Consider the following 19,146-nt stretch of genomic DNA (forward strand, 5'->3'; position numbering starts at 1 on the left):
CGGAAATTCCGTGCATGGTGGTGATGCGCTGCCGACATCCTGTAGTACGCCGCTGACAACCGGTGCCCCGGGGGCGAAACCGATTCGAAGCCGCTACATTCCCGCCCGTACACTGTCCGTCGTGACCGAGAACACTCAGCAGCCCAAGCACAGCGTCCCCGAACTGCCGACTCAGTACACGCCGGCCGATGTAGAGGGGCCGCTGTACGAGCGCTGGGTAGAGCGGGGCTACTTCGAGGCGGACGAGAAGAGCGACAAGCCGCCGTACACCATCGTCATCCCCCCGCCGAACGTCACCGGCTCGCTCCACCTGGGCCACGCCTTCGAGCACACGCTGATCGACGCCCTCACCCGCCGCAAGCGGATGCAGGGGTACGAGACGCTGTGGCAGCCGGGCATGGACCACGCGGGCATCGCCACCCAGAACGTCGTCGAGCGGGAGCTCGCCAAGGAGGGCGTCTCGCGGCACGACCTGGGCCGGGAGGCGTTCGTCGAGCGGGTCTGGCAGTGGAAGAACGAGTCCGGCGGCCAGATCTCGGGGCAGATGCGGCGCCTGGGCGACGGCGTCGCCTGGTCCCGTGAGCGGTTCACCATGGACGAGGGACTCTCCAAGGCCGTCCAGACGATCTTCAAGCGGCTCTACGACGACGAGCTGATCTACCGCGCCGAGCGCATCATCAACTGGTGCCCGCGCTGCCTGACCGCCATCTCGGACATCGAGGTGGAGTACCAGGACGACGACGGCGAGCTGGTCTCGATCCGGTACGGGGACGGGGACACGTCGATCGTCGTCGCCACCACCCGCGCCGAGACGATGCTGGGCGACACCGCCGTCGCCGTCCACCCGGAGGACGAGCGGTACGCCCACCTCGTCGGCACCGAGATCGAGTTGCCGCTGACCGGCCGCCGCATCCCGGTCGTCGCGGACGAGCACGTCGACCCGGCGTTCGGCACGGGTGCGGTGAAGGTCACGCCGGCGCACGACCCGAACGACTTCGAGATCGGCCGTCGCCACGGTCTGGCGAACCTGGCCGTCCTCGACGAGCGCGGCGTGATCACCGCGCACGGCCCGTTCCAGGGGCTGGACCGCTTCGAGGCCCGGTCGGCGATCGTCGGCGCGCTGCGCGCCGAGGGCCGGATCGTCACCGAGAAGCGCCCGTACACCCACTCCGTCGGGCACTGCTCGCGCTGCAAGACCACCATCGAGCCGCGGCTGTCGATGCAGTGGTGGGTCAAGGTCGGCCCGCTGGCGAAGGCCGCGGGTGACGCGGTCCGCGAGGGCAAGGTCGCGATCCACCCGAAGGAGATGGAGTCCCGGTACTTCGGCTGGGTCGACAACCTCCACGACTGGTGCATCTCCCGGCAGTTGTGGTGGGGCCACCGCATTCCGGTCTGGTACGGCCCGAACGGCGAGGTCGTCTGCGTCGGACCGGACGACGAGGCGCCCACCGGCGAGGGCTGGCACCAGGACACCGACGTCCTCGACACCTGGTTCTCGTCGGGCCTGTGGCCGTTCTCCACGCTGGGCTGGCCCGAGCAGACCCCGAGCGTCGGGAAGTTCTACCCGAACTCGGTCCTGGTCACCGGCTACGACATCCTCTTCTTCTGGGTCGCCCGGATGATGATGTTCGGGCTGTACGCCATGGACGGCACCCCGCCGTTCCACACCATCGCGCTGCACGGCATGGTCCGCGACCAGTTCGGCAAGAAGATGTCCAAGTCCTTCGGCAACGCGGTCAACCCGCTGGACTGGATGGACGCCTACGGCTCGGACGCCGTCCGCTTCACCCTCGCCCGCGGCGCCAACCCCGGTGTCGACGTCCCGATCGGCGAGGACTGGGTCCAGGGGTCCCGCAACTTCGCCAACAAGATCTGGAACGCCACCCGCTTCGCGCTGATGAACGGCGCGACGGTGGAGGGCGAACTCCCGCCCGCCGAGCAGCTGTCGGCGACCGACCGGTGGATCCTCTCCCGGCTCAACGCGGTCGTCGCCGAGGTCGACGCGTACTACGACGACTACCAGTTCGCCAAGCTCTCGGACACCCTCTTCCACTTCGCCTGGGACGAGGTCTTCGACTGGTACGTCGAGCTGTCCAAGACGACGTTCATGGCGGGCGGCCCGGCCGCCGACGCCTCCCGCCGGGTGCTGGGCGAGGTCCTGGACGTCACGCTGCGGCTGCTGCACCCGATCGTGCCGTTCGTCACGGAGACGCTGTGGACGACGCTGACCGGTGGTGAGTCGGTCGTGATCGCCGACTGGCCGAAGGACTCCGGCTTCCGCGACGCGGCGGCCGAGCGGGAGATCGGGACCGTTCAGCAGATCGTCACCGAGGTCCGCCGGTTCCGCTCCGACCAGGGGCTCCAGCCCGGCCAGAAGGTCCCGGCCCAGCTGGACCTGTCCGGCACGGTTCTGGCGGCGCACGAGGCCGCGATGCGGTCGCTGCTGCGGCTCCAGCCGGCCGGGGACGGCTTCAGCGCCACCGCGTCGCTGCCGGTCGCGGGGGCCACCGTCGCCCTGGACCTGTCCGGTGCGATCGACGTCGAGGCGGAGCGGAAGCGGCTCACCAAGGACCTGGCCGCCGCCGAGAAGGAGAAGGCCCAGGCCACCGGGAAGCTCGGCAACGAGGCGTTCCTGGCCAAGGCCCCGGAGCAGGTCGTGGAGAAGATCCGCGGCCGGCTGGCGGCCGCGGAGGCGGACATCGTCCGGATCACCGGGCAGCTGGCGGGCCTGCCCACGGCGTAGCCGGCGGTTGCGTCCAGGCGCCGGGAAGCGGCCTCGTGCCGGGCACCGGCCCCTGGGCCGCAGGGTCCGCAGGCCCCTGGTCCGCAGGCACTGCAGGCCCCTCCTCAGGCTCCACAGGCCCCTCGTCCGCAAGGGCGGGGGGCCTGCGCCGTCCCCGCCGCCCGCCGCGCCCGCCCCGCTCCCGTACGGGCCAGAGCAGCACGTACGCGGTGGAGACCGCCACGAACGCCAGCCGGATCAGCCCGCGGACGGAGTCGTCGGGGACGACGAAGACGCTGCCGTAGAGGACGATCACCGCCAGCCAGCTCCACCACGGGACCAGCCGGCGCTGGCCGATGACGTCCCACAGCAGCGTGCCCAGCAGCACCGAGGCGGTGTAGTACGTGTAGACGCTGGGGTCCAGCACGATCCGGGCGTTGGCGCCCAGCAGGACCACCGCCGCCCACCGGCCGCGCCAGACGGCTATCGCGCCCAGGACGAGCCCCAGGGCGAACTGCGCGGGCCGGTCCCAGCCGGGGGTCTTCGGGTCGGCCACGCCCAGCCAGCGCAGCGCGGACGCCGGGTGGTTGGGGATGGTGAACTTCGCGGCGGCGAAGGACTGGGCGTCGCCGAGGAAGAACGGCAGCCAGGCGAGCGCGACCAGCCCCGCGCACCACAGGCCCGCGCGCAGCCACTTGTCCCGCGGCAGCGCCAGCAGCAGGGGGACGAAGGCCAGCGCGGTCGGCTTGGAGTCCATCGCCAGGGCCAGGCAGGCACCGGTCAGCGCGGGGCTGCCGCGGGTGACACCGCGCACCGCGAGGGCGGTGAAGAACAGCGCCAGCACGTCGTCGAGGTGCCCGAAGCGGACCGCGACCTCGATCCACATGGGGATGAAGGCCAGCCCGGCGATCAGTACCCGCTGCCGCAGCCGCTGGTGGTTGGTGCCGGTGCCCAGGAAGTGGTGGGCGGCGCTGCGGCCGGCCAGCACCACGATGACCAGGCCGAGCGCGGACATCAGGGCCGCGGCCAGGAACTGCCCGGTGGCCTCGGGGAAGGGGTTGAACAGCCCCGCCGTCAGGAAGCTGATCGGCCCCATCTGGAGCTCGGGGTGGTGCGCGTACAGGTTGAGGCCGCCGGTGCCGCTGCCCTGGTAGATCAGCTCACCGCCGGTGCGCAGGTAATGCCACGAGAAGCCGCCGTGCGGCTCCACGACGATGAACCACAGGACGGTCCAGGCGGTGAGCAGTACCAAATGCATCCGCTGACTGATTGCCGGCACGCGTTTTCAGCTCCTGCTTTCCCGACCGCTGCGGTCGTCTGAACTCCGGGGACATACAGACCCCGCCACGGAAGAGGGCCGATCAGGGCGGAAAGGTTGTCCCGTCCGCCGGACTGATGGCTCACATCACGGTTGTACGCCCTTCTCATGGCGCTCTCATGAAGCCGAGGCACCGTGGACCGGAAGCCGGAGTGCCGGCGGAAACGCACGTCCAGCCCGAGGAGCCGCGCCCATGAACAAGCCACTGCGAAGGGTGTCGGTCTTCTGCCTCGCAATGATCCTTGTGCTGATGGGCTGGGCCACCTGGATCCAGGGCGCCAAGGCTAGTGACTACCAGGACGACCCGCACAATCCGCGGGTGGCCATCGCCAAGTACTCCGCACCGCTCGGCAACATCCTCGTCGGCGGGCAGCCGGTCACCGGCTCGGCCGCCACCAACGCCAACCTGAAGTACAAGCGGACCTACAAGAACGGCCCGCTCTACGCCCCGGTCACCGGTTTCTCCTCGCAGATCTTCGGCAGCACCCAGCTGGAGAGCCTCTACAGCGACCTGCTCGGCGGCACCGACAGCCGGCTGCAGACCCCTTCCGACGCGCTGCTGCACGAGCGGCCCAGGGGCGGCGACGTGGCCACCACCATCGACCCCAAGGTCCAGAAGGCCGGCTACGACGCCCTCGGCGGCAAGACCGGCGCCGCCCTCGCGCTCGACCCGGCTACCGGCCGGATCCTGGGCATGGTCAGCACCCCGTCGTACGACCCGGGGACGTTCGCCGGGTCCACCGCCGCCGACCAGAAGGCATGGCAGGCGATGTCGCAGGACAGCCGGCAGCCCAACCTGAACCGCGCGCTGCGCCAGCCGCTGCCGCCCGGCTCCACCTTCAAGCTGGTGGTCGCCGCCGCCGCGCTGGAGAACGGCCTGTACTCCTCCGTGGACCAGCCCACCGCCAGCCCCGACCCCTACACCCTGCCCAACACCAGCACCAAGCTCACCAACGAGAGCTCCTCGGCGCCCTGCGAGAACGCCACCATCCGCACCGCGCTCCAGTACTCCTGCAACACCGTCTTCGCGAAGATGGCGGTGGACCTCGGCAAGGACAAGGTGCGGGCGCAGGCCGAGAAGTTCGGGTTCAACGACGGCAAGATGGACGTCCCGGTCCGCGCGACCAAGAGCGTCTACCCGTCGGACATGGACCAGGCGCAGACCGCGCTCTCCGGGATCGGCCAGTTCGACGACCAGGCGACGCCGCTCCAGATGGCCATGGTCGCCTCGGCGATCGCCAACGGGGGCGACCTGAAGACCCCGCAGCTGGTCGACCAGCTCACCGACGGCGGCGGCAACACCGTCCAGAAGAACAGCCCGAAGACCTACCACCAGGTGATGTCGGCGCGGACCGCGGCGCAGCTGCGGTCGGCGATGCAGACGGTCGTGGACAAGGGCACCGGCTCCAACGCGCAGATCGGCGGACTGACCGTCGGCGGCAAGACGGGCACCGCTCAGCACGGCGTCAACAACAGCGGTACGCCCTACGCCTGGTTCGTCTCGTACGCCGATGACGGCAAGGGGCACCAGGTCGCGGTCGCCGTGATGGTCGAGGACGGGCTGGCGGCCCGCAACGAGGTCTCCGGCAACGGGCTGGCGGCCCCGATCGCCAAGGCGATGATGCAGGCCGCGCTGAAGTAGCCGGGCCGCCGGCCGGGCCGGGTGCGGCGCGGTGCCGGCGGACGGCGGCGCAGCGCGCCCGCTGTCAGAGGTGCCTCGTAGACTTGTCGTCGTGAGCGAGCGCCCCCAGAACGACGACCCTGACCCGACCGAAGCCTTCGACGACCTGGTCGAGGCCGAGACGCAACGCGACCCCGACCTCGCCGTGATCGAGGCCGGCAGCCGGACCCTGCGCGCGCAGGCCGGACCGCCGCAGGGGGACCAGGTCCCGGCCCGCCCCGCCGACCCGGAGGTCGACCGCGCGCTGCGCGCCGTCGAGGAGGAGCTCGCCGGCCGCTGGGGCGAGACCCAGCTCGACCCGTCGATCCAGCGCATCGTCGCCCTGCTGGACATCCTGGGCACGCCGCAGCGCGCCTACCCGTCCATCCACATCACGGGGACGAACGGCAAGACCAGCACGGCCCGCATGATCGAGGCCCTGCTCTCCGCCTTCGAGCTGCGCACCGGCCGGTACACCAGCCCGCACGTCCAGTCGATCACCGAGCGGATCAGCCTGGACGGCAGCCCGATCCCCGCCGAGCGCTTCATCGAGACGTACCGCGACATCGCTCCGTACGTGGAGATGGTCGACGCCCAGCAGGAGTACCGCCTCTCCTTCTTCGAGGTGCTGACGGCGATGGCGTACGCGGCCTTCGCGGACACCCCCGTGGACGTGGCGGTCGTCGAGGTCGGCATGGGCGGCACCTGGGACGCGACCAACGTCATCGACGCCGATGTCGCGGTGATCACCCCGATCGCGCTGGACCACACCGACCGCCTCGGCGAGACGCCCGAGCAGATCGCCGGCGAGAAGTCCGGGATCATCAAGAAGGACGCGACGGTCGTGCTCGCCCAGCAGCCGGTGGACGCCGCCTCGGTGATGCTCAAGCGCGCCGTCGAGGTGGATGCCACGGTCGCCCGCGAGGGCATGGAGTTCGGGGTGCTCTCCCGCGAGGTGGCGGTCGGCGGCCAGATGCTGACGCTGCGCGGACTGGGCGGCGAGTACCCGGAGGTCTTCCTGCCGCTGTACGGCGCCCACCAGGCGCACAACGCCGCGGTCGCGCTCGCCGCCGTCGAGGCGTTCTTCGGCGTCGGCTCCGAGCACGCCCGCCCGCTCGACATCGACACCGTCCGCTCCGCGTTCGCCGCGGTCGTCTCGCCCGGCCGGATGGAGGTGGTCCGACGCAGCCCCACGGTCGTGCTGGACGCCGCGCACAACCCGGCGGGCGCGCAGGCGGCGGCCGAGGCGGTCACCGAGGCGTTCGGTTTCAGCCGGCTGGTGGGGGTCGTCGGGGCCAGCGCCGACAAGGACGTCCGGGGCTTCCTGGAGGCGTTCGAGCCGATCTTCGCCGAGGTCGTGGTCACGCGTAATTCCAGCCAGCGCGCGATGGACCCGGACGAGCTGGCCGCCATCGCCGTCGAGGTCTTCGGCGCCGAGCGGGTCCAGGTCGAGCCGCGCCTGGACGACGCCCTGGAGGCGGCGATCACGCTGGCCGAGGAAGAGGGCGAGTTCTCCGGCGCGGGCGTGCTGGTGACCGGTTCGGTGATCACGGTCGGCGAGGCCCGGCTGCTCCTGGGAAGGAACTGACCATGCGCACGCTGTGTGCCAGCACCCTGATAGGGGAGTTCTTCGTGATCGGCTTCGCCGGTCTGGTCGCGATGCAGCTCACCGATCTGTCGACGGCCACGATCTGGACGGTCAGCGGGATCGCGATGCTGCTGAGCGTCCTGCTGTGCGGCATGCTGAACCGCCCCGGTGGCGTCCAGCTCGGCTGGGTGCTCCAGATCGGCCTGATCGCCAGTGGCCTGGTCATCCCCACGATGTACTTCCTCGGCGGTGTCTTCGCCGCGCTGTGGTGGGCGTCGGTGCACTTCGGACGCAAGATCGACGACGCGAAGGCCCGGTTCGCGGCCGAATCGTCCGCCGCGGGCTGAGCCCGCCCGGCCGCCGGGGCCCGGCACCGTACGGCCGGCGCGCAGCCGGTAGCCTCAAGGCACCGCTGACCGTCGTTCATATACACGCATATACAGGGAGTCCCTTCGTGAGCCAGCGCACCCTCGTCCTTCTCAAGCCCGATGCCGTCCAGCGCGGCCTGATCGGCGAGATCATCGGCCGGATCGAGCGCAAGGCGAACTGGACGATCAGCGCGCTGGAGCTGCGCACGCTCGACCGCGCCCTCCTTGAGCAGCACTACGCCGAGCACGTCGGCCGGGACTTCTACGAGCCGCTGGTGGAGTTCATGTCGTCCGGCCCGGTCGTCTCGCTGGTCGTCGAGGGCGAGCGGGTCATCGAGGGTGTACGGGCACTGGCCGGGCCCACTGACCCGATTGTCGCCCCGAGTGGGTCCATTCGTGGGGACTTCGGAACGATCACCCGGGAAAATCTGATCCACGCCTCGGATTCCGAAGAGTCCGCCGAGCGCGAGATCAAGATTTTCTTCCCCGGGATTTCCTGACACGCCATTAGTGGCCAACCCCCTTGTGACCAGGGGCGACCGGTGAAATCATCGGTCGCCCCTTGGTGTACGCGACACAATCGGGGGAACGCATCCCCGCGACACGACGTCACCATTGAGGGGGGCGGGTACGTGTACGGCTGACAATGGCGGAACGGCCTCCCGCCGTGTTCGGGTGGGGTACCACTACGAACTACGATGGGGGCTTCCGCGCCTCACCGCGCATCACCTCCTGCCGACCTCAAAGTAAGCATTCGCTCCAGTTGGGAAGGCCAGACGTATCCTCATGGGGAACAACATGTCGTTCATCGGCCGTGACATGGCTGTCGACCTCGGGACCGCCAACACGCTGGTGTACGTCAGGGGCCGCGGCATCGTTCTCAACGAACCGTCGGTCGTGGCCATCAACACCAACACCGGCGGCATCCTGGCCGTGGGTGCCGAGGCGAAGAAGATGATCGGCCGGACGCCCGGCAACATCGTCGCCGTACGGCCGCTGAAGGACGGCGTGATCGCCGACTTCGAGATCACCGAGCGGATGCTCCGCTACTTCATCCTGAAGATCCACAAGCGGCGCTATCTCGCCCGCCCGCGGGTGGTCGTCTGCGTTCCCTCCGGAATCACGGGAGTTGAGCGCCGCGCGGTCATCGAGGCGTCGACCCAGGCCGGCGCCCGCCAGGTCCACATCATCGAGGAGCCGATGGCCGCGGCGATCGGCTCCGGCCTGCCGGTCCACGAGGCCACCGGCAACATGGTCGTGGACATCGGCGGCGGGACGACCGAGGTCGCGGTCATCTCGCTCGGCGGCATCGTCACCGCCCAGTCGATCCGGGTGGCCGGCGACGAGCTGGACAACGCGATCATCCAGCACATCAAGAAGGAGTACAGCCTGCTGCTGGGCGAGCGCACCGCCGAGTCCATCAAGATCACCATCGGTTCGGCGTACGACCTGGAGCAGGACGAGCACACCGAGATCCGCGGCCGTGACCTGGTCTCCGGCCTGCCGAAGACCGTCGTCATCTCCGCCGCCGAGGTCCGCAAGGCCATCGAGGAACCGGTCAACTCCATCGTCGACGCGGTCAAGACGACCCTCGACAAGTGCCCGCCGGAGCTGTCCGGTGACGTCATGGACCGCGGCATCGTTCTCACCGGTGGCGGCGCTCTGCTCCGCGGCCTCGACGAGCGGCTGCGCCGCGAGACCGGTATGCCCATCCACATCGCCGAGGACCCGCTCGACTCCGTCGCGCTCGGTTCCGGCAAGTGCGTCGAGGAGTTCGAGGCGCTCCAGCAGGTCCTCGACTCCCAGCCGCGCCGCTGACGAGACGCTTGACCCGACCCGTTGCGCGGCCGTCACACGGCGGTCGCGGGGGTCGGGCACCATACACACAGCAGCCGATCCGCCCGCCGGATCGCTGACATACAGCCGTAACGCTCCCACAGACACGGTGCACGGACGTTCCACCGCCCGCACCGTCACATCAAGGCACAACGCTCAACTCCCGAACGAGACCGGCGGGTCCGCAGCCGGCCGGTCCTACGAGGAAGGACACGGCCGCCGCACGTGAGGGACACACGAGAGAGCCGGCTGCTGCTGGTGCTGCTGGTCGCGATCGCGTTCGCGCTGATCACGGTCGATATCCGAGGCGGCGCACAGTCCCCGCTCGACGGCGCCCGGCAGGCCGCCGCCTCCGCCTTCGGCCCGGTCGAGCGTGGCGTGGCCCGGGTCGTCAACCCGGTGGGCAACGCCGTCGGCGCCGTACGGGATTCCGGCGAGCGCCACAACCGCATCCGGACCCTGGAGCACGAGAACGCGGCCCTGAAGGCCAAGCTCTCCTCGCCCGACCACAACCGCAGCCGCGCCGCCGAGCTGGACAAGATCCTCAAGACCGCCGGCACCGGCCAGTACGCCATCAAGGGCGCCGAGGTCATCGCCATCGGATCGGCGCAGGGCTTCTCCTGGACCGTCACCATCGACGCCGGCAGCCGCGACGGCATCGCCCGCGACATGACCGTCCTCAACGGCGACGGGCTGGTCGGCCGGATCACCACCGTCACCCCGCACACCTCCACCGTGCTGCTGGCCGCCGACCCGGAGTTCACCGTCGGCACCCGCATGGAGAAGACCAACGAGATCGGCTTCGCCAACGGGCAGGGCGTCCGCTCGCTGCGCGTCCAGCTGCTCAACGGCAAGGCCGACGTCAAGAAGGGTGACCGGCTGGTCACCTTCGGCTCCAGCAAGGACAAGCCGTTCGTGCCCGGTGTGCCGGTCGGCACGGTCTCCAAGGTCGAACCGCTCAACGGCGATCTGACCCGCACCCTCCAGGTCACGCCCTTCGTTTCCTTCTCGTCGCTCGACATCGTCGGCGTCGTCGTCCAGCCGCCCCGCGAGGACCCGCGGGACACCGTGCTGCCGCCCCCGGTCAAACCCGAACCGACGCCGACGGTCACCGTCACGGCCACCCCCTCCGCGAGCGCTTCTCCCAGGAGCTGACCGATGCGCATCAACCGGATCCTGCTCGCCACCCCGCTGGTGGTGGTCGCCCTGATCATTCAGGTCAGCATCCTCGGCAGACTCCAACTGCCCGGCGCCGTACCGGATCTGCTGCTGCTGGTGGTCCTCGGGCTGGCCCTCGTCTACGGCCACGTCGGCGGCTCGCTGATCGGCTTCGGCGCCGGACTGCTCGCCGACCTCGCCCCGCCGTCCGACCACGCCATCGGGCGCTACGCCCTGGTCCTGTGCGTCATCGGCTACGCCGCGGGCCTGACCAAGCCGGACGGCGGGCAGCACCGCTCGGCGACCCTGCCGCTGATGGTCGTCCTGGGCGCCGCCCTCGGCTCCACGCTGCTGTACGCGGGCGTCGGCTCGCTCGTCGGCGACACCGCGGCCCGGCACGTCGGCATCGTCGGGCTGCTGCTCAGCTCCACGCTCTACGACCTGCTGCTGGCCCCCTTCACCGTCCCGCTGGTGATGGCGCTGGCCCGCCGGACGGAGCACGATCCGCTGGCCACCGACGGCTCCGGCGGCTCCGCGATTCCGGTGGCCCGCCGGAAGCCGGCGTACGGCTGGCTCAACACCGGTACCGGCCTCAAGGCCAGCCGCGGCGCCATGAAGGCGGTACGGACCGGCCGGGTGCCCAAGCCGGCGCGGGGCGGCAAGTCGGGCCGCATGAAGGGCGTCAAGGGACTCAAGGGGGTCAAGCGGCTGTGAGCGCCCTCCCGTCACCCGACCACCACCCCGCAGGGAGGCGCTGCGCGCCATGAGCAATATTCCGGAAACCGGCCGGACCTCGCGGGTCACCATCCGGCTGGTCGCGATCCAGATCCTGGTCTTCTCGCTGCTGGCCACGCTCGGCGGCCGGCTGTGGTACCTCCAGATCCGCAACGGCCAGGAGTACGCCGCCAAGGCCAGGTCCAACCACGTCCAGCAGGTCATCGACCCGGCCACCCGCGGGTCCATCCTCGACGCCCGCGGGGTGGCGCTGGCCGACAACCAGACCCGGCTCGTGGTCTCCGCCAGCCGCACCGACCTGCTGAAGATGAAGGACGGCGGCAAGGCCGTGCTCACCCGGCTGGCCAAGGTCCTGAACCTGCCCGCGCAGGAGATCCGCGACAAGGTCCGGCTCTGCGACGCCAAGACCCCGCAGCCCTGCTGGAACGGCTCGCCCTACCAGCCGATCCCGATCACCGACGAGGCCACCACCCAGCAGGCCCTCCAGATCCGCGAGCGCTCCGAGGACTTCCCGGGCATCAGCGCCGAGCCCACCGCCGTACGCCGCTACGCCGCCCCCGGCGACGCCAACGCCGCCCAGGTCCTCGGCTATCTGTCGCCGGTCACCGACGAGGAGATCACCAAGGCCAAGAACAGCCCCGCGCCGCTGCTGCGCTCCGACCAGATCGGCCGGTCCGGGCTGGAGCGGCAGTACGACGAGTACCTGCGCGGCAAGGCCGCCGTCACCCGTTACGAGGTCGACAACCTCGGCCGGGTCATCGGCCAGGCCAAGAGCGACAAGGGCCAGGCCGGTTCGAGCGTGGTCACCAGCATCGACGCCCGCGTGCAGGCCATAGCGGAGAAGCAGCTCGACCAGGCGATGAAGGACGCCCGCCAGCAGGTGGACCGGAACACCGGCACCAACTACAAGGCGGACTCGGGCGCCGTGGTCGTCATGGAGGCCAAGACCGGCCGGGTGGTGGCGATGGCCTCCAACCCCACCTACGACCCCAACGCCTGGGTCGGCGGCATTTCCGGCAAGGACTACGCCCACCTCACCGGCAAGGACTCCAACTACCCGCTGCTCAACCGCGCCATCCAGGGGCAGGCCGCCCCCGGCTCGATCTTCAAGGTCATCTCGACCTCCGCCGCGGTCAACGCCGGCTACCCCTTCGACGGCCACTACCCCTGCACCAGCTCGTACAGCATCGGCGGCCAGGTCTTCCGGAACTTCGAGGGCGAATCGCAGGGCGACATCAGCCTGGGGCGTGCGCTGGAGGTCTCCTGCGACACCGTCTTCTACCGGATCGGGCACGAGGAGTGGAAGAAGGACGGCGGCGACAAGCCCAAGGCGAACCCCGGCGACTGGTTCTACAAGACGGCCCACCAGTTCGGCCTCGGCAAGACCACCGGCATCGACCTCCCCAACGAGGTGAAGGGCCGGGTCCCCGACCGCCAGTGGAAGAACGCGTTCTGGAAGGCCAACAAGGACACCTGGTGCTCGCAGGGCAAGAGCGGCGACGACTACGTCTCCAAGCTCGCCCGTGAGGGCTGCCTCGAAGGCATGAAGCTGCACGCCTACGACTCGATCAACTACGCCATCGGACAGGGCGACACCCTCGTCACCCCGATCCAGATGGCGACCATCTACGGCGCGCTCAGCAACGGGGGCACGCTCTACAACCCGACCGTCGGCAAGGCGATCGTCAGCGCCGACGGCAAGCACATCCGGATGATCAAGCCCAAGGCGCACGGCCATCTGCCCGACACGCCCCAGACGCTCCAGCAGATCGGCGCCGCGCTCCAGGGCGTGACGATGCGCGGTACCGCCGCCTGGCGTTTCCAGGGCTGGCCGCAGGACAAGATCCCGATGCACGCCAAGACCGGTACGGCCGAGGTCTACGGCAAGCAGACCACCTCGTGGTTCGCGACGTACACCAAGGACTACACGATCGTCATGACCATCTCCCAGGGTGGTACCGGCTCCGGCGCCTCCGGCCCGGCCGTACGCAAGATCTACGACGCGCTCTACGGCGTCAACGAGAAGGGCGAGATCGACCCCAAGGCCGCCCTCCTCCCGGAGCCGGAGACCTCGCTGCCCAAGATCGAGAGCGATGGCACCATCGAGGCCCAGCCCATCAAACCGCCGCCGGCCGACCCGTCCCCGTCGCCCTCCGGGAGTCCGCCGCAGTGAGCACCCCGCTCTTCTCCCGGGCGTTCGCCGTCCGCCGCTACACCCCCGAGCCGGGCGTCTGGAGCAAGCTGACCGCCCGCGACTCGGTGGCGCGCAGGCTGGACTGGACACTGCTGCTGTCCTGCCTCGCACTGTCCTTCCTCGGCTCGCTGCTGGTCTTCTCCGCCACCCGCCACCGCACCGGGCTCACCAAGGGCGACGAGTACCTCTTCCTCCTGCACCACGTGCTGAACACCGGTATCGGGGTGGCCCTGGCGGCCGGCACCGTCTGGCTCGGCCACCGCACCCTGCGCGGTGCCGTCCCGGTCCTCTTCGGCGCCTCGGTGCTGCTCGCGCTGCTGGTGCTGACCCCGCTGGGTGCCACCATCAACGGCTCGCGCTCCTGGCTGGCGATCCCCGGCGGCTTCTCGCTCCAGCCCGCCGAGTTCACGAAGATCACCATCACGCTCGGCATGGCGATGGTGCTGGCCGCCCGGGTCGACGCCGGCGACCGCCCGCACCCCGACCACCGCACCGTCGTCCAAGCCCTCGGTCTGGCCGCGATCCCGGTGGGCGTCATCCTGCTGATGCCCGACCTCGGCTCGGTGATGGTGCTGGGCGCCATCGTCCTGGGCGTGCTGCTCGCCTCCGGCTGCTCCAACCGCTGGATCCTCGGCCTGCTGGGCACCGGCGTCGTCGGCTGCCTCGCCATCTGGCAGCTCGGGCTGCTGGACGCCTACCAGATCGCCCGCTTCGCCGCGTTCGCCAACCCGAGCCTGGACCCGTCCGGCGTCGGCTACAACACCAACCAGGCGCGGATCGCGATCGGCGGCGGCGGGCTGACCGGCTCCGGCCTCTTCCACGGCAGCCAGACCACCGGCCAGTTCGTCCCCGAGCAGCAGACCGACTTCATCTTCACCGTCGCCGGTGAGGAACTGGGTTTCCTGGGCGCGGGGTTGATCATCCTCCTGCTGGGCGTGGTGCTCTGGCGCGCCTGCCGGATCGCCCGCGGGACCGGCGAGCTCTACGGCACGATCGTGGCCGCCGGCATCGTCGCGTGGTTCGCGTTCCAGTCTTTCGAGAACATCGGGATGACCCTCGGCATCATGCCCGTCACCGGTCTGCCGCTGCCGTTCGTCTCCTACGGCGGCACCTCGATGTTCGCGGTCTGGATCGCCGTCGGGCTGCTCCAGTCGATCCGCGTGCAGCGCCCGGTGTCCGCCGCGCGCTGAGCCCGTAGGCGCCGGGCCGGCCTGCGGCCGGTACGGGGCCGCGCGCCCGGCCGCTCAGCACGGGGTGTGCAGGGCGAACCACAGGGACGCCGAGCGGGGCGGCCCGGCGAACGGGGTCATGCCCCAGTCGTCGGCGAGCCGGCTGATCAGCAGCAGCCCGTGTGCCGGGTCGCGGTCGCCGGGCGGCACCTGCGGTGCCCCCTGGAGCGGAACGTGCCGGGGGTTCTCGGGGGAGGGCGCGGGGAGGCGGACCGCCGCCGGCGGCTCGTCGTGCACGCTGATCCGCAGCCCGTGACCGGCCGTCAGCACCCGCAGCAGGATGTCCGCGGGCGCGGGGGTGCGCAGATGGGAGGTGGTGACCGCCTCCGACGTCAGCAGCACGGCGGTGTCCAGCAGGGGGGCGAGCGGGCCCCGGCGCAGCACCGAGCGGACGAAGTCCCGGGCGGCCTTCGGGGTGGTGGGGCTGCTCGGCGCAGTCAGCAGATAGGGGCGGGCGCCCGCCGAGACGCAGAGCGGGGGCCGGGCGACGGCTGCGGTATGGGGGTGCACGGTTTCTCCCGGTGTCGGTCGAACGCCGGCCGCCACGCTGCGTGGGCGACCTGTCACACACCGTAAGACACCGTGTGCCGGCAGTGCTACCCGCCCACCGGAGCGCGCGACCCCGCCGCGGTGCCGGGTGGGTGGTCGGGCGGGTGGCGGCTGACTAGATTCGATGCATGGCGGACACCGTGCGGGAGATCGAGCGGAAATTCGAGGCCGCAAGCGCCACCGACGACATCCGGCTCCCCGACCTGACCGGGATCGGCCGGGTCGCGACCGTGGCGGAACGGGGCGCCGAAGACCTGGACGCCCTCTACTACGACACCGACGACCAGCGCCTCGCCGCGGACGGCATCACCCTGCGGCGGCGCACCGGCGGCGCCGACGCGGGCTGGCACCTCAAGCTCCCGGTCGCGCTCGCGGGCGTCGCCGGCTGTGTGCGCGACGAGATCCGGGCGCCGCTGTCCGGCGCACCGCCCGCCGAACTGGCCGCGCTGGTCCGCTCTCGGGTGCGCGGCGCGGAGCTGGTCCCCGTCGTACGGCTGCGGACCCGGCGTACCGTCCGGGTGCTCCAGGACGCCGCGGGCGCGCCGCTCGCCGAGGTCGCGGTGGACGAGGTGCGGGCGCGGCGGCTGCACCCGGAGGGGCTGGGCCGGGCCGGCAAGGCCCGCTGGCGCGAGGTCGAGGTGGAACTGGCGCCGGAGCACGGGGACTTGGCTTTGCTGGACGAGGCCGGCCGGCTGCTGGCGGCAGCGGGGCTGCGCCCGGCGCCGGCGCGCTCGAAGCTGGCGCGGGCGCTGGCGCAGACCGCGCCGGAGGGGGCGACAGGGGTGGCGGAGGCGCCGGGGGAGGAGCCGCCGAGGCCGGCCGGGAGGGGCCGCCGCACCGCCGGCGACGTCGTCCTGGACTACGTCCGCGAGCAGGTCCGGGCGATCGTCGCGCTGGACCCCGCCGTCCGCCGCGACCTGCCCGACGCCGTCCACCAGATGCGGGTCGCCACCCGCCGGCTGCGCAGCGCCTTCCGCTCCTACGCCGCGGTGCTCGACCGGGCCGCAACCGACCCGATCGGCGCCGAACTCCAGTGGCTGGCAGTCGAGTTGGGGGTGGGGCGGGACCAGGAGGTGCTGGCCGAACGGCTGGCGGACGCGCTGGCTGAGGTGCCCCGGACGCTGCGGCTGGGCCCGGTCACCGCCCGGCTGCGCACCTGGTCGGGGCGCCGCCGTACAGGAGCGCGCGGCCGGCTGCTCGCCGCGCTCGACGGGCCGCGCTATCTCGCCCTGCTGGAGGCCCTGCACGCCCTGCTCGCCGATCCGCCGCTGCGCGCCCCCGCCGCCCGGCCCGCCCCCGGGGTCGTCGCCGGCGCCGTGCTGAAGGACTACCGGCGGCTGGCCGGCCGGGTCGAGACGGCCCTCGGCACCCCCGCCGGACCGGCCCGCGACGAGGCGCTGCACAGTGCCCGCAAGGCCGCCAAGCGGATCCGGTACGCCGCGGAGGCGGCCCAGCCGGCGCTGGGCCGCCCGGCACGGACGTTCACCCGGCGGGCCAAGCAGGTCCAGCAGCTGCTCGGCGACCACCAGGACAGCGTGGTCGCCCGCGCGGCCCTGCGCGAGCTGGCGACCCAGGCACGCGGGGCCGGTGAGAGCGGTTTCACCTTCGGCCTGCTCTACGGCCGGGAGGAGGCCCGCGCCGCCGACCGCGAACGGGAACTGCCGGGGCTGTGGGCGAAGGTCTCCCGCCGGAAGTACCGGGACGCCCTGCGGCGGTGACCGTACGGGCGCCCGGCCGCCGCGGTGTGGGGCGCTCGCCGTGCCGAGGGGTGACTCCGAGCGGGTTACGCTTGTGAGTCGCCCCTTGTCAGCCCATGAAGGTTCGAGATGTCCGAGTCGGTTTTCCCGCAGCTCGAAGCTCTGCTGCCCCATGTGCAGAAGCCGATCCAGTACGTCGGCGGAGAGCTGAATTCCACCGTTAAGCCCTGGGACAGCTGCGACGTCCGCTGGGCGCTCATGTACCCCGACGCCTACGAGGTCGGGCTGCCCAACCAGGGCGTCATGATCCTCTACGAGGTCCTCAACGAGCGGCAGGGCGTCCTTGCCGAGCGCACGTACAGCGTGTGGCCGGACCTCGAAGAGCTGATGCGCGAGCACGAGGTGCCGCAGTTCACCGTCGACAGCCACCGCCCGGTCGGCGCCTTCGACGTCTTCGGCCTGAGCTTCTCCACCGAACTCGGCTACACCAACATGCTCACCGCCCTGGACCTGGCCGGCATCCCGCTGGAGTCCAAGGACCGCACCGAGGACCACCCGCTGGTGCTGGCCGGCGGTCACGCCGCCTTCAACCCGGAGCCGATCGCGGACTTCCTGGACTGCGCGGTGGTCGGCGACGGCGAGCAGGCGGTGCTGGAGATCACCGAGATCATCCGCGCCTGGAAGAACGAGGGCCGGCCGGGCGGGCGCGACGAGCTGCTCCTCCGCCTCGCCAGGACCGGCAGCGTCTACGTCCCCAAGTTCTACGACGTCGAGTACCTCGCCGACGGCCGCATTGCGCGCGTCGTGCCGAACCGCTCCGGCGTCCCGTGGCGGGTCTCCAAGCACACCGTCATGGACCTCGACGAGTGGCCCTACCCCAAGCAGCCGCTCGTCCCCCTGGCCGAGACCGTCCATGAGCGGATGTCGGTCGAGATCTTCCGTGGCTGCACCCGCGGCTGCCGTTTCTGCCAGGCCGGCATGATCACGCGTCCCGTACGGGAGCGAAGCATCACCGGCATCGGCGAGATGGTGGACAAGGGCCTGAAGGCCACGGGATTCGAGGAGGTCGGCCTGCTGTCGCTGTCCTCCGCGGACCACACCGAGATCGGCGACATCGCGAAGGGCCTCGCCGACCGGTACGAGGAAGACAAGATCGGCCTGTCGCTCCCCTCCACCCGGGTCGACGCCTTCAACATCGACCTCGCCAACGAGCTGACCCGCAACGGCCGCCGCTCCGGGCTGACCTTCGCCCCCGAGGGCGGCAGCGAGCGGATCCGCAAGGTCATCAACAAGATGGTCTCCGAAGAGGACCTGATCAGGACCGTCTCGACCGCCTACGGCAACGGCTGGCGGCAGGTCAAGCTCTACTTCATGTGCGGTCTGCCGACCGAGACCGACGAGGACGTCCTCCAGATCGCGGACATGGCGATCAAGGTCATCGCCAAGGGCCGCGAGGTCTCCCGGTCCAACGACATCCGCTGCACGGTCTCCATCGGCGGGTTCGTGCCCAAGCCGCACACCCCCTTCCAGTGGGCCCCGCAGCTCTCCGCCGAGGAGACCGACGCCCGCCTGGAGAAGCTCCGCGACAAGATCCGCGGCGACAAGAAGTACGGCCGCTCCATCGGCTTCCGCTACCACGACGGCAAGCCCGGCATCGTCGAGGGCCTGCTCTCCCGCGGCGACCGCCGCATCGGTGCGGTCATCCGCGCCGTCTACGAGGACGGCGGCCGGTTCGACGGCTGGCGCGAGCACTTCTCGTACGACCGCTGGATGCAGGCCGCCGAGAAGACCCTCCCGGACTTCGGGGTGGACGTCGCCTGGTACACCACCCGCGAGCGCACCTACGAGGAGGTCCTCCCCTGGGACCACCTCGACTCCGGCTTGGACAAGGACTGGCTCTGGGAGGACTGGCAGGACGCCCTCGACGAGACCGAGGTCGAGGACTGCCGCTGGACCCCGTGCTTCGACTGCGGCGTCTGCCCGCAGATGGACACCCAGATCCAGATCGGCCCGACGGGCAAGAAGCTGCTCCCGCTGACCGTGAAGAAGCCCGTGGCCAGCGCAAACGGCCACTGACGTGAGCGATGCCCTA

14 protein-coding genes are annotated in these 19,146 nt (G+C 70.9%); 12 read left to right on the forward strand and 2 right to left on the reverse strand.

All coding sequences use genetic code 11. The features are described 5' to 3' along the window. Positions 1–121 precede the first annotated feature (121 nt). Positions 122–2,743 (forward strand): valine--tRNA ligase, encoded by a 2,622-nt coding sequence (locus ACO1BR_RS13200; protein ID WP_426795248.1) that lies wholly within the window; start codon positions 122–124, stop codon positions 2,741–2,743. Here ACO1BR_RS13200 and ACO1BR_RS13205 read toward each other — a convergent pair. Then, positions 2,709–3,980, reverse strand: a complete 1,272-nt coding sequence (locus ACO1BR_RS13205) for a hypothetical protein (RefSeq protein WP_426795312.1) — start codon at positions 3,978–3,980, stop codon at positions 2,709–2,711. The two genes, ACO1BR_RS13200 and ACO1BR_RS13205, sit on opposite strands and share 35 nt — an antisense overlap. A gap of 253 nt (positions 3,981–4,233) precedes the next feature. Between ACO1BR_RS13205 and ACO1BR_RS13210 the strand changes: the two genes are divergently transcribed. The 9 genes from ACO1BR_RS13210 to ACO1BR_RS13250 all read left to right on the forward strand — a co-directional run bounded on the left by ACO1BR_RS13210 (position 4,234) and on the right by ACO1BR_RS13250 (position 14,769). Beyond that, positions 4,234–5,682, forward strand: a complete 1,449-nt coding sequence (locus ACO1BR_RS13210) for a peptidoglycan D,D-transpeptidase FtsI family protein (RefSeq protein WP_426795249.1) — start codon at positions 4,234–4,236, stop codon at positions 5,680–5,682. Between the two features lie 91 nt (positions 5,683–5,773). Then, the gene (folC, locus tag ACO1BR_RS13215) at positions 5,774–7,288 is read left to right on the forward strand and encodes a bifunctional tetrahydrofolate synthase/dihydrofolate synthase (protein WP_426795250.1); all 1,515 of its coding nucleotides are present in this window, start codon (positions 5,774–5,776) and stop codon (positions 7,286–7,288) included. Between the two features lie 2 nt (positions 7,289–7,290). Beyond that, positions 7,291–7,635, forward strand: a complete 345-nt coding sequence (locus tag ACO1BR_RS13220; RefSeq protein WP_426795251.1) for a DUF4233 domain-containing protein — start codon at positions 7,291–7,293, stop codon at positions 7,633–7,635. A gap of 107 nt (positions 7,636–7,742) precedes the next feature. Beyond that, entirely contained in the window at positions 7,743–8,156 is a 414-nt protein-coding gene (gene ndk / locus ACO1BR_RS13225) for a nucleoside-diphosphate kinase (RefSeq protein ID WP_426795252.1), read from the forward strand. 298 nt (positions 8,157–8,454) lie between these two features. Then, positions 8,455–9,474, forward strand: a complete 1,020-nt coding sequence (locus tag ACO1BR_RS13230) for a rod shape-determining protein (protein WP_003985182.1) — start codon at positions 8,455–8,457, stop codon at positions 9,472–9,474. Between the two features lie 243 nt (positions 9,475–9,717). Next, positions 9,718–10,647, forward strand: coding sequence for a rod shape-determining protein MreC (mreC, locus tag ACO1BR_RS13235; protein WP_159503768.1), 930 nt, complete (start codon positions 9,718–9,720; stop codon positions 10,645–10,647). Positions 10,648–10,650: 3 nt separating this feature from the next. Then, a complete protein-coding gene (mreD, locus tag ACO1BR_RS13240) occupies positions 10,651–11,364 on the forward strand; it encodes a rod shape-determining protein MreD (protein WP_426795253.1) in 714 nt (237 codons plus the stop codon). A gap of 49 nt (positions 11,365–11,413) precedes the next feature. Continuing rightward, positions 11,414–13,558: a penicillin-binding protein 2 gene (gene mrdA / locus ACO1BR_RS13245; RefSeq protein ID WP_426795254.1), complete on the forward strand. Its 2,145-nt coding sequence runs from the start codon at positions 11,414–11,416 to the stop codon at positions 13,556–13,558. Further along, positions 13,555–14,769, forward strand: a complete 1,215-nt coding sequence (locus ACO1BR_RS13250) for an FtsW/RodA/SpoVE family cell cycle protein (protein WP_426795255.1) — start codon at positions 13,555–13,557, stop codon at positions 14,767–14,769. Before mrdA ends, ACO1BR_RS13250 begins: the two co-directional genes overlap by 4 nt. 54 nt (positions 14,770–14,823) lie before the next feature. On the opposite strand, the gene ACO1BR_RS13255 is transcribed toward ACO1BR_RS13250, so the two are convergent. Then, positions 14,824–15,318: an ATP-binding protein gene (locus tag ACO1BR_RS13255; protein WP_426795256.1), complete on the reverse strand. Its 495-nt coding sequence runs from the start codon at positions 15,316–15,318 to the stop codon at positions 14,824–14,826. Positions 15,319–15,485: 167 nt separating this feature from the next. Here ACO1BR_RS13255 and ACO1BR_RS13260 point away from each other — a divergent pair, with 167 nt between their 5' ends. After that, positions 15,486–17,075, forward strand: a complete 1,590-nt coding sequence (locus tag ACO1BR_RS13260) for a CHAD domain-containing protein (RefSeq protein WP_426795257.1) — start codon at positions 15,486–15,488, stop codon at positions 17,073–17,075. A gap of 108 nt (positions 17,076–17,183) precedes the next feature. Further along, positions 17,184–19,130 carry a TIGR03960 family B12-binding radical SAM protein gene (locus ACO1BR_RS13265; RefSeq protein ID WP_426795258.1) on the forward strand — a complete coding sequence of 649 codons (1,947 nt, stop codon included), beginning with the start codon at positions 17,184–17,186 and terminating at the stop codon, positions 19,128–19,130. The last annotated feature ends 16 nt before the right edge of the window (positions 19,131–19,146 follow it).

The sequence above is a fragment of the Streptomyces sp. YGL11-2 genome, assembly GCF_050054615.1.
In the GTDB taxonomy this organism is placed as follows: domain Bacteria; phylum Actinomycetota; class Actinomycetes; order Streptomycetales; family Streptomycetaceae; genus Streptomyces.